The 12,116-nt window shown below is 48.4% G+C and carries 6 protein-coding genes, 1 tRNA gene and 1 CRISPR repeat array; of the genes, 4 read left to right on the top strand and 3 right to left on the bottom strand.

The window, feature by feature from the left end; genetic code table 11:
- Positions 1–65 precede the first annotated feature (65 nt).
- Entirely contained in the window at positions 66–335 is a 270-nt protein-coding gene (locus NG795_RS14075) for a hypothetical protein (protein WP_367289297.1), read from the bottom strand.
- 22 nt (positions 336–357) lie between these two features.
- Positions 358–2,723: a CRISPR direct-repeat array (repeat unit 37 nt; unit sequence GTTTCAATCCCTGAAAGGGATTTAGGGCCATTGAGAC).
- An 822-nt stretch (positions 2,724–3,545) separates the two neighbouring features.
- On the opposite strand from NG795_RS14075, the gene NG795_RS14070 reads away from it, so the two are divergent.
- On the top strand, positions 3,546–4,448 hold the full coding sequence (locus NG795_RS14070; protein ID WP_367289296.1) for a hypothetical protein: 903 nt from the start codon (positions 3,546–3,548) through the stop codon (positions 4,446–4,448).
- Between the two features lie 88 nt (positions 4,449–4,536).
- Here the strand turns inward: NG795_RS14070 and NG795_RS14065 are convergent.
- Positions 4,537–4,607, bottom strand: a tRNA-Cys gene (locus tag NG795_RS14065).
- Positions 4,608–4,774: 167 nt separating this feature from the next.
- Between NG795_RS14065 and cpdA the strand changes: the two genes are divergently transcribed.
- On the top strand, positions 4,775–5,572 hold the full coding sequence (gene cpdA, locus NG795_RS14060; protein WP_367289295.1) for a 3',5'-cyclic-AMP phosphodiesterase: 798 nt from the start codon (positions 4,775–4,777) through the stop codon (positions 5,570–5,572).
- 206 nt (positions 5,573–5,778) lie between these two features.
- Here cpdA and cofG read toward each other — a convergent pair whose 3' ends face one another.
- Complete coding sequence (gene cofG / locus NG795_RS14055; RefSeq protein ID WP_367289294.1) at positions 5,779–6,741, bottom strand: 7,8-didemethyl-8-hydroxy-5-deazariboflavin synthase subunit CofG; 963 nt, start codon at positions 6,739–6,741, stop codon at positions 5,779–5,781.
- Between the two features lie 148 nt (positions 6,742–6,889).
- On the opposite strand from cofG, the gene psbA reads away from it, so the two are divergent.
- Both psbA and NG795_RS14045 read left to right on the top strand, forming a co-directional pair.
- The gene (gene psbA, locus NG795_RS14050) at positions 6,890–7,972 is read left to right on the top strand and encodes a photosystem II q(b) protein (protein WP_015149763.1); all 1,083 of its coding nucleotides are present in this window, start codon (positions 6,890–6,892) and stop codon (positions 7,970–7,972) included.
- Between the two features lie 193 nt (positions 7,973–8,165).
- Entirely contained in the window at positions 8,166–11,945 is a 3,780-nt protein-coding gene (locus NG795_RS14045) for a PAS domain S-box protein (RefSeq protein WP_367289293.1), read from the top strand.
- The last annotated feature ends 171 nt before the right edge of the window (positions 11,946–12,116 follow it).

Here is a 12,116-nt window from a genome sequence, read left to right as displayed (position 1 = left end):
GAGCCGTTTTTATTGGTTATAGGAGGGTTGCCGGTGGGGAGCTCTACTTCATGAAAGCCAGAGGTCTAATCGGTGGATTCAGCAAAGAGGGGCCAAGCAAAAGGACGATTGCGATCGCCCACAATCCGTTCAAAGGTCGCTAAATTTTCCGGGGAAAGTTCCTTTTGCCCGCGCAGATCCAGCTTAATCTCAAAGTTCATCTGGTCATAGTAGTTCCTGTGGATCTCTTGCACTTGTTGTTGCGCCTGCTGTCCCCGATACTTCCCAATCATGGCATTGGTCCCGCGACTTCCGACAATGTGATGATGTTCAGGCTTCCAATACTCCCCAGGCAAAGTTAACCCCCGGAATTTGCCAGTTTCAATCCCTGAAAGGGATTTAGGGCCATTGAGACCCTTGATTCCAGAAAAAGAGTCTTGCAAGCAATCTGAGGTTTCAATCCCTGAAAGGGATTTAGGGCCATTGAGACCAAGGGAGGAGCCGGATTTGGCCAGGTAAACCTGTTTCAATCCCTGAAAGGGATTTAGGGCCATTGAGACCGGGACCAAAAGTAGGAGTACAGCTTCTTTTGGTCGTTTCAATCCCTGAAAGGGATTTAGGGCCATTGAGACCAACAATGGCATTATCAAGCTACAAGAATCCTTCGTTTCAATCCCTGAAAGGGATTTAGGGCCATTGAGACTCGGTTAGGCTCTTTTGCTGTCGTGTATGATGTCTCTGTTTCAATCCCTGAAAGGGATTTAGGGCCATTGAGACCTGCGGGTTTGAGAGATACGCCAAGGCTTCAGGTTTCAATCCCTGAAAGGGATTTAGGGCCATTGAGACAAATGGTCCATCCTTGGTCTTCGCATACCGAAGTGTTTCAATCCCTGAAAGGGATTTAGGGCCATTGAGACGAATTAGAGAAAAAAGTTGAGGACTGGGAGAAAGTTTCAATCCCTGAAAGGGATTTAGGGCCATTGAGACCAGGCTATTGAAGCTGAACAGGTTCAACGGTCTCGTTTCAATCCCTGAAAGGGATTTAGGGCCATTGAGACAAATAGTGGAATTCGCTCCATTCACACCGGCGCGTTTCAATCCCTGAAAGGGATTTAGGGCCATTGAGACCAACCAATTCCCCAACCGAAGAAGAACCAATCAAAGTTTCAATCCCTGAAAGGGATTTAGGGCCATTGAGACGGATGAAGGCTCTACAGTCTTCCTCGCTTCCTCCAGCCCGGTTTCAATCCCTGAAAGGGATTTAGGGCCATTGAGACATTTCCGGGTTCGCTGTTGAGGCGAAGATTCACCGCGTTTCAATCCCTGAAAGGGATTTAGGGCCATTGAGACGAGGATAGCCTTCCGGCTGGCTGGCAATTGGTTAGTTTCAATCCCTGAAAGGGATTTAGGGCCATTGAGACCCCAAACTTATTTATTTGGCAGATTGAATCCCAGGTTTCAATCCCTGAAAGGGATTTAGGGCCATTGAGACGAGAGTAAATCCAGTGCGATCGCTCAATCCGAATCAGTTTCAATCCCTGAAAGGGATTTAGGGCCATTGAGACTTACGCGGATCCGCGTTCTGCCTTTGGCCTGCCTTTGTTTCAATCCCTGAAAGGGATTTAGGGCCATTGAGACCTGGGTTGTTCATCGCCATCCTGGTAAAGACAGCTGTTTCAATCCCTGAAAGGGATTTAGGGCCATTGAGACATCCGCCCTGTAGCCTCTCCGAGCGCACCACCCAAGTTTCAATCCCTGAAAGGGATTTAGGGCCATTGAGACGAATTGAGAAAGTTCCGTCAGCCGCCCCAAGATGAAATTTGTTTCAATCCCTGAAAGGGATTTAGGGCCATTGAGACCCAGCAGGTCGCGGCATGGTTGGGTCATTCTCCCGCCATGTTTCAATCCCTGAAAGGGATTTAGGGCCATTGAGACGGGACCCAATTCTCACAGGTTTATGGCTGTATATGCCGAGTTTCAATCCCTGAAAGGGATTTAGGGCCATTGAGACTACTTCGCGCACAAACCGCAGATTTAGGACATGGGTTTCAATCCCTGAAAGGGATTTAGGGCCATTGAGACTTGATGAAGCCCTGGGGCTAACAATGCGAGAGAGGGTTTCAATCCCTGAAAGGGATTTAGGGCCATTGAGACTACACCGAGCGGGTTTCGAGCTTCGATTTGTGCGTGTTTCAATCCCTGAAAGGGATTTAGGGCCATTGAGACGGGGGATTATGCCAAATCCATTTGTATCTCCCAAATCATTAATCGTTTCAATCCCTGAAAGGGATTTAGGGCCATTGAGACTGATAACGAAGCGATAGAAAGAGGAGAAATAATTTAAGTTTCAATCCCTGAAAGGGATTTAGGGCCATTGAGACTCCCGGCTGTTAATCGCGTCTAAGAATTTTTCCATGTTTTGTTTCAATCCCTGAAAGGGATTTAGGGCCATTGAGACTGAATTTATTGAGGAACTTGAGCGGACATTCAACGTTTCAATCCCTGAAAGGGATTTAGGGCCATTGAGACTCAAGGTTTTCGGGGTTAACATACAGTCCATGAGGTTTCAATCCCTGAAAGGGATTTAGGGCCATTGAGACCATCGAAACCCCCGCCAACTTCCCAGCCCATGATTTGTTTCAATCCCTGAAAGGGATTTAGGGCCATTGAGACAAAACTTTGTTGCCGATGAGCGTTATAGAAATAGGTTTCAATCCCTGAAAGGGATTTAGGGCCATTGAGACAGCCGGTGGTTGAAACCTTTGGTATATGAAGTTTTCAAGGTGCATTTTCGCGAACATGGAATAAAAATACCATTACAGAGGCCAAGTTGTAAATAGGTCGGGTTCATTTTACTCTTAAATCATCTCCCCATATAGGTTTCAACATTTGCGCGAACCGAAAGACCGGGTGAATAGCGCTCAAAGCTTGAGCTGTCAAGGATTTCAGGCTCTATTTTGGAACCCTTGATTTCTACAGATTAGGGTTCGCGCTAAAAAGAGGGTTGAATCTGTCGGTTTGACTCGGGTGGTAGGTTTTATTTTTATTTTATACCCTTGGCTCAGGTTTGGAATCGTTTAATTTGAGGAGACTAGGGAACTAGGTGAGAAATTGAGTTGTTTTCCGTCTTACAAAGGGAGAGCGTCGATCGCCGCAAAATCAACTCATTTCCTGATATCCAGTCCGGTTAATCTGGCCTAAACCCGTAGGCTTGGAGGGTGAATTCACGCGGGCAAGGCAAGAAATCGGGAATAGGCTGTGGAATAATCAGGCAAAATAAATGCAATGTGAGAATTTCAGGCAACTGAGTACCCGATTATTGTATAATTCTTGTAGTTATCGCCAGAGATGGGAGGCCGATCGTCCTTAAACCCCCTGGGTAACTCAACGGGCGATCGGCCTTGATGACAAGTTATAATCGCGATCCGATGCCTAGACCGAGTTTAAACCCGGTTTGGTCCATTCTGCTAATAACGCCACCCCTTTCCAGACTCAACCCTCCCAGGTGGCGTATTTGTTCATGTCATACTAACCATGCCGTTGCTCATTCATCCGAGTTCAAGACTATGCCTAATCCAACCCATCGGGACTCCCTGCCGATGCCAGATCCGGTTTCCTCTCCCTGTACAGTCAAGGGAAAGCAGAGAACCCAGGAAAGCAGTAGAATTTCTGAGTCTGTGCCATTGTTTCAATCCCTGAGTTCCCTTTTCCCCAGAAGACTAAAGGGTTATCCCTTCAAGTGCAGTGTCGGTTTGGTTTATCTGGCCCTGCATCTGGCCGGGAATTGGGGCGGGACTCCTGTGGCATCGGCGAGGCCCCTGTTAGCCCAGGTTGATAACTCCCCCCTGGATTCAGAACCCTTGAACTCCCAGACCCTGGACTTGAGTCCGGAAATCATCGAAGGCAGTCCGGTCCTCCAACGGTGGTTACAAGAAGTGCCAAATGTCTTAGAAGAGATTCACAATGACCCCAGTTTTCGGACCCGAGTGCGGGTGGGATATGCCCAAGTCACCTCCTCCGATGACGGCAGTGGCGTAAATGTCGGGGTAGAAGATCTATTCCTCGGGGACACCCGATTAACCGTCAGTGGAGATTATTTTGCCGGAAGTGGGGGATTTTCCGGTGGCGGTGCTCAGTTGCGTTATTATGTGCTGCCCTTGGGAGGGTATTTCAATCTAGCACCCGTGGTGGGATATCGTCACATTGAGGGAGAATCTTACTCCACCAGTGGAGTGGAATTGGGGGGACGCGCTATGTTGGTGCTCTCGCGCACAGGTGGGGCAGATTTGTCTTTAGGATATAGCGTGGTGGGGATAGGTGGTGATCAGACTGTCGGGGTGGGGACTTTGGCCGTCGGGTATGCCATCACGCCTCAATTTCGCCTCTCCACGGATATCCGGCGTCACGATGCGGATGGGGATAACGATACTCGCTTTGGGATTGCCCTGGAATGGATGCCCCGACTTTAACCTCGCAATGGCCCTGTAGGGGGAGCGATTTGACCCCAAAACCAAAAATCGCCCGGGAAGGCGACTGCGAAATGCTTTGATTTTACAAAGGCGGCACCCGGATTCGAACCGGGGGTAAAGGTTTTGCAGACCTCTGCCTTACCACTTGGCGATGCCGCCGCTTTTGTGTCATGAATTTCTATTGTAGCAGAGTTTGGTCAGGACGCAAGAGCCGTGGGCAAAAATCTTAGTCCAGGCGATCGCCTCTGTTGGTTGGGGCATTCTGTTCATCGGGATTGACATAGTACCTGTATGATTAATGGAGTTGCCCGTTTGTTTGCCTAGCAATGATCCCAGCCCCTCCTTTGCGATTAGCTCAAATCACGGATCTTCATTTATTTGCCCGCCCCGATCGCAAATTGCTTGGAGTCCCCACCCTTTCATCCTTTGAAGCGGTTTTAAGGGGATTACTCTCCCTGAATTATGCCCGAGATCTTCTACTAATCACCGGAGACCTCTCTCAAGATGAAACCCCGGAATCTTATCAAGTTCTCCGGGATTTAATCCGTCCATTGCAAGTTCCCACCTACTGGGTTCCCGGCAATCATGACAATCTCTCCGTGATGGAGTCGGTTTTAACCGAGTCTCCCTTTTGTGCGGACAAATCCTTTGAAATGGGCAATTGGCGCTTTATCTTGCTCAACTCTCAGATACCCGGGGCCGATGGAGGACGACTCTCAAGGACGAGTTTGGAGTGGTTGGACTGGGAGTTATATAAAGCGGGAAAACAGCCCACCTTTATTGCTCTGCATCATCCCCCGTTTCCCGTAAACTCGGAATGGTTGGACCAAATTAATCTGGAAAATGCTGAGGCATTTTTTGCAATTTTAGACCGTTATCGCAATGTGAAATTGGTGGCTTGCGGTCATGTTCACCAAAATTTACTGTTTTATCGGGAAAATGTGGCTTATTTTGCCACCCCTTCGACTTGTGTCCAGTTTATGCCGAAAAGTATTGAATTTGCCCTAGATGATGCGGCCCCAGGGTTTCGCTTATTTAATCTCTATCCCAATGGCACTTGGGAAACTAAGGTGGAACGAGTGGCGATCGCCGCGCAACCGGATTTAACTGCCCTGGGATATTAACAAAAACCCGCACCCTCAAATGTTTGTAGTAACGACTTCAGTCGTTACCCCGTGATGAAAGCGTCAGCTTTCGTCACGCCCCACCTCGTTGGAAGATCCAGCCCCTAAACCGGCGATGAAGTCACTGATGGTGCTTGTCATGGCATCAGCCATGACAAGAGAGCAACGACTAAAGTCGTTACTACGAACATGAGCCGGGTTCCGTCTTAATCATATCCAGCCTGGATCAGGTGCGATCGCAGCCGAGGACTTAACCCTTGATGATATTGCGGATAAACCGGCGATCGCTCGACTAATTCCCACCCGGCGGGTTCTAATATCCGTTTCAGTCTATCAACCTGGAGATGAGGATAGTCCGGATTAACTTCATCCGTCGGTCCGATTCCGCCTAAATCTCGGCATCCCGCCTCTAAGCAAGCTAATAAAATCTCCGGTTCCTCAATTAAATTGGGCGGGACTTGCAAGGCGACTGCCTCGGGTAAAATCTGTCTAGCTCTAGCAACCTCTGCGGGTAATTCCCTCAAGTCGAATCTGGGGGCCTCCCCGCTTTGGTGAGTTCCCAGGCGATAGGGTTGGATAATCACTTCCTGGATATGGCCCCAGCGCTGGTGAATTTGACCGATCGCCTCTAAAGTCCCTTGGCGATCGCCTGGAGTCTCCCCAATTCCCAATAATAATCCCGTTGTAAAGGGAATTTTCAGTTCTCCCGCCCATGCTAATTGTTGCAGTCGCAGGGATGGCACCTTGCTGGGGGCGTGACGATGTACGGTTTCCCCCAAACTCGGGGTCACCTGTTCCACCATTAATCCCATTGAAACATTAACGGTTTTCAGCTTTGCCATTTCCTGAAAACTGAGGGGACCGGCATTGGTATGGGGCAGAAATCCTAGTCCCAGGGCCAATTCACATAACTCATAAAGGCGATCGCACCAGTCTGGACGCTTCTCAGAATTCGGATGCACTTCGCCACTGAGAATTAAAATTTCCTTAATCCCAGTCCCCATAAGAGATTTCAGGATTTGTTCCGCCTCGGGTAATTCTAACCAGGGGCTTTTACCCGGGTCCTGACGAAAGTTGCAGTAGCTACAGCGGTTAAAGCATTCGTAGGTTGGAACCAAGGTGTAGGCGGGACTGTAGGTGATCCGACGGGAGGCAGAAGGAGTCAGCATGGCAATTGATAAGAAAATCTAATAGCAATAATCAGGAAAAATTTTTATGAAAACCCTTTACAAAGCTTAACAAGTTGTGTAAGGTAGTAAGCAAGGTAGAGAAACCTCTACCGACTACCTCGAAAACCTCATAGCAATCATAAGAAATATGACGACAACCTTACAGCAGCGCGAGAGCGCCAATCTGTGGGACCGCTTTTGCGAGTGGGTCGCCTCTACCGAAAACCGCCTATATATCGGCTGGTTCGGTGTGTTGATGATCCCCACCCTCTTAAGCGCCACCGTTTGCTACATCATTGCCTTCATCGCCGCTCCCCCCGTTGACATCGACGGTATCCGGGAACCCGTTGCTGGTTCTTTGCTGTACGGAAACAACATCATCTCTGGTGCTGTTGTTCCTTCTTCTAACGCAATTGGTCTGCACTTCTACCCGATATGGGAAGCAGCCAGCTTGGATGAGTGGCTCTACAATGGTGGCCCTTACCAGCTCGTGATTTTCCACTTCCTCATCGGCATCTTCTGCTACATGGGTCGTGAGTGGGAACTCTCCTACCGCTTAGGAATGCGTCCTTGGATCTGCGTCGCTTACTCTGCACCTGTTGCAGCCGCTTCCGCAGTGTTCTTGATCTACCCGATCGGACAAGGTTCTTTCTCTGACGGTATGCCCTTGGGTATCTCTGGAACCTTCAACTTCATGTTGGTGTTCCAAGCTGAGCACAACATCCTGATGCACCCCTTCCATATGTTGGGTGTTGCCGGTGTGTTCGGTGGTTCCTTGTTCAGTGCCATGCACGGTTCTTTGGTGACCTCCAGCTTAGTTCGTGAGACCTCTGAAACCGAATCTCAAAACTACGGTTACAAATTCGGTCAAGAAGAAGAAACCTACAACATCGTTGCAGCTCACGGCTACTTCGGTCGTTTAATCTTCCAATATGCTTCCTTCAACAACAGCCGTTCCTTGCACTTCTTCTTAGCTGCTTGGCCGGTTGTGGGTATCTGGTTCACCGCTTTAGGTGTGTCCACGATGGCCTTTAACTTGAACGGATTCAACTTCAACCAGTCGATCATTGATTCCACTGGTCGTGTGGTCAACACCTGGGCCGACGTGATCAACCGCGCTAACCTGGGTATGGAAGTGATGCACGAGCGTAATGCTCACAACTTCCCCCTCGACTTGGCTGCTGGCGAAGCAACTCCCGTTGCTTTGACTGCTCCTTCGATCAACGGTTAAGTTTTAACTGAAGATTTAGACTGACTCTATACGCGACATATAGTCAGTCTGTAAGATAAAAAGCGTCCCTATACAGGGGCGCTTTTTTATTGGCTAAAAATAATGAGGGGGGTTTATATTGAGGGAAGGACAGGGGGTGTTCATAAGATTAAGGGTTAGAGACAGGTCAAAGCATGGTGAGGGAGAGTGTTGCATGAGTCGGATTTTCGATGAAGTTCAAGAGGGAATTTTATTTATTAATGTTCGGGGCGATCGCCTGGATTATTTGAACCCTGCGGCAGCGCAACTGTTTGGGGGAACGGTGGCGGGGTTTGAGAAGCAGCCGGAGTTGTGGATACAGGGAATTGAACCGCAATGGCGATCGCAGGTGGTTCAAGCTTTAGCGCAGGTTTGGGAAACCGAAACCGTGGAGGTGAACTACTCCATTGTGGGGATTGACGGGCAACCCCGGGACCTGCACAGTAAATTTTGGGCGATCGCCGATGATGAGGGGACGCCGGTGCGGATTGAAGGCACCCTCAATGAACGTCGCCAACCCGAGGAACTGGAAACAGCGATCGCACAATGGTTCAATTTATCTCTGGATTTACTCTGTATTGCCGGGACGGACGGTTATTTTAAACAATTAAATCCGGTATGGGAAACGATATTAGGATATAGCACAGAGGAATTGCTCTCCATCTCATTTTTAGAGTTAGTCCATCCCGAGGATGTCGCCTCAACCCTGGAACAAGTGGCGAAACTTTCAACCGGCGAAAATAGCATTTATTTTGAAAATCGCTATCGGTGCCGAGATGCTTCCTATAAATGGATTGGTTGGAGTTCCTCTAGTCCGGGAGGGGACCTGATCTATGCCGTTGCCCGGGACATTACCGATCGCAAACAGATGGAAGCGCAACAAGAGCGTTTACTCGCCTCGGTACAAGAAAGTGAAACCCGATATCGCTCAGTTTTAAGTGCGATGAGTGAAGGGGTCGTCATGCAAGATGCCAATGGCATTATTTATACTTATAATGAAAGTGCCAGACGAATTCTCGGCTTGAGCCTGGAACAGATGATGGGATGGACCGCCATCGATCCGCGCTGGCGGGCAGTCAGAGAAGATGGTTCGCCATTTCCATCGGAAGAATATCCCCTCGCGGTTACCTTAAGGACTGGGGAGTCTTTTCGCGATCGCATCATGGGAATTCACAAACCCGATGGGAGTTTAACCTGGATTTTGGTCAATTCCCAAGCCTTGTTTCGTCCCAATGAAACCGAACTGTATGCCGCAGTCTGTACCTTTACCGATATCAGCGATCGCATCTCTGCCGAAGCCTTAGTGCGAGAAAGTGAGGCCAAATTCCGGGCGGCATTTGAGCAGGCTGCTGTGGGCATTGCTCATCTGGGACTTGGGGGGAACTGGGTTGATGTCAATCGAAAATTATGCGACAGTCTCGGATATAGTCGCGAAGAATTACTCACTCTCACTTATCAAGATATCACCCATCCGGAGGATGCGGAGTTTGATGGGGAGGCCGAGCGTCAGTTGTATGACGGCGAAATCAATAGCATCATCTTTGAGAAGCGATATCGGCACAAAAACGGTTCCACCGTGTGGGTGAATGTGACTGCCTCGATGATTCGCAACGGTGCCGGAGAGCCTCAATATTTTCTGGCGGTGATCGAGGATATTAGCGATCGCAAGCAAGTCGAAATCAGTCTGCAACAAAGCCAACGAGTCCTAGAAGAAGCCCAAGAAATCGCTCATCTAGGCAACTGGGAGTTTGACGTAGCAACGGGAAAAATAACTTGGTCCAAAGAACTGTTTCGGATTTACGATTTTGATAGGGAACAGGAAGCGCCTTCCTTTCCCCAGCTTTTGCAAAAGCTTCATCCCCAAGATGCCGAAGCACTGAAAAACCGGGTAGAAAAAGCAGTCACCTTGGCGATTCCCTATGAATTAGAGCATCGCATTATTCACGGGAATGGTTCCATCCGGTACGTCCATGCCAAAGCAAAAGTTGAGCAGAACTCTCAAGGGGAAGTCGTGCGACTATTTGGGACCGTTTTGGATATGACGACCCGCAAAAAAATCGAACAGGAATTACAAGAACGAGAGCAGTTTTTGCGGGCGATTTGGGAAGGGATAGATTATAGTATTTTTGTTCTGGAAGTTTTAGAGGGGGATGAATTTCGCTTTGCCGGGATTAATCCCAAAATGGCAGAATCTGCCCAAGTTCCGCTAGAAAAAATGCTCGGAAAAACCTTGAATGAAGCCTTGCCACCGGAGATGGCAGCCCTGTGGCGTCCTCGTTATCTCCAGTGCGTCCAGTTGAGGAAAACCCTCTCATTTGAGGAGCGTTTTGTGGCAGAGGGCATCGAAAAATGGTGGCTGATGACCTTGAGCCCCTTGGAGGATAATCACGATCGCATTGATCGGATTATTGCCACCACCATCGATATCAGCGATCGCAAACAAACCGAGCTCGCCTTGCAACAGAGTGAAGCTCAATATCGAGAATTAGCAGAACGGGAAGCCTTGCTAAATCGGATTGCCACGCAAATTAGAAACTCATTAGAATTGGATACTATTCTCGATAGTGTAGTCCAGGAACTCCAACAGGTGATGGAGATTGACCGATGTCACTTTCTTTGGTATCGAGACAATGAGACCGAACCTTTTTGGGAAGTGGTGGCAGAATCGAGAAATCATGGATTAATTAACCTGATTGGCTGTTATAGTATTGAACAAGCAGGACCAATGGTCAATGGACTCTTAAAGGGAGAAATTCTAAAATTTGATGATATCAACGAGGTGAAGGATTTTACCCTTCATGAGTTTTTGAGGAAACTGCAATATGGGGCAATATTGGCGATGCCCATTCAAACGGAAACAGGGAAAATTGGAGTTATTTCTTGTACTTGTCACCACCGGACTAAAGCTTGGAATCGGGAGGATATGGAACTGTTAGAAGCCGTCTGCGACCAACTGGCAATCGCCATCAATCAAGCCGAACTTTATACTCAAGCTCGGCGATCGGCCCAAATTGCCGAAGGGAAAAGCCAGGAGTTGCAACAAACTTTACAGGAACTCCAACGCACCCAAAGCCAGTTGATTCAGACCGAAAAAATGTCATCCTTGGGCCAATTGGTGGCGGGGGTTGCCCATGAAATTAATAACCCGGTGAATTTTATTTATGGGAATCTCACTCATGCCGATGATTATATGCAAGATTTGTTAAACCTGGTGGGGCTTTATCGGGCCCATTATCCTGAGCCAACTCTGGAGATTGAGGAAGAAATCGACAGAATTGATTTGGATTATTTAGTCGAAGATTTTCCGCAAATCCTCGCCTCCATGAAATTAGGCGCGAATCGCATTCGAGATATTGTCAAATCCCTGCGGACTTTTTCGCGGTTAGATGAATCAGACATGAAATCCGTGGATTTGCATGAAAATATTGATAGCACCTTGATGATTTTACAAAATCGGATCAAAGGTAAGAGCGATCGCCCCTCGATTCAAGTGATTAAGGAATATGGGCAGATTCCGGAGATTACCTGTTATGTGGGGCAGATTAATCAGGTATTTATGAACGTTTTGGGGAATGCGATCGATGCCTTGGAAATGAAGGGAGAAGATGGGGTCAACACGGGTCCAGTTGCTGCCGTTCCAACAACGGTGCAGTTGCTGGAACCGTTCATTCGGATTACCACCACCCTGATTGAGGGCAACCGAGTTAAAATTGCGATCGCCGATAATGGGATTGGCATGAAACCCGAGGTGATTAGCAAAATTTTTGACCCCTTTTATACCACAAAACCCATTGGCAAAGGCACCGGATTGGGGTTAGCCATTAGCTATGAAATTATCGTCGAAAAGCACGGGGGGACCATGCAATGCCTTTCTGAAATCGGCAAAGGAACAGAGTTTATTATTCAAATTCCCCTGGAACAAACCCTCAATCTGGGAAACCCATCTGGAGAATGAAACCGGCTGTTTGAGTTCGGAACCGTAGGAAATCATTGCCCAGATTGCTTTAGTCAGACCCCATCCGGTACTCGTAGGACTGAAAAACCGTGGATTGGCGGGAATTCGCCTCAACTCAAGCCAATTTCCCGTCCCTAATCCACAGAAGAGGGAGACTAACGCTGACGAAAC

This window comes from Laspinema palackyanum D2c, from assembly GCF_025370875.1.
Taxonomy (GTDB): domain Bacteria; phylum Cyanobacteriota; class Cyanobacteriia; order Cyanobacteriales; family Laspinemataceae; genus Laspinema; species Laspinema palackyanum.
This window is presented reverse-complemented; position numbering and strand designations above follow the sequence as displayed.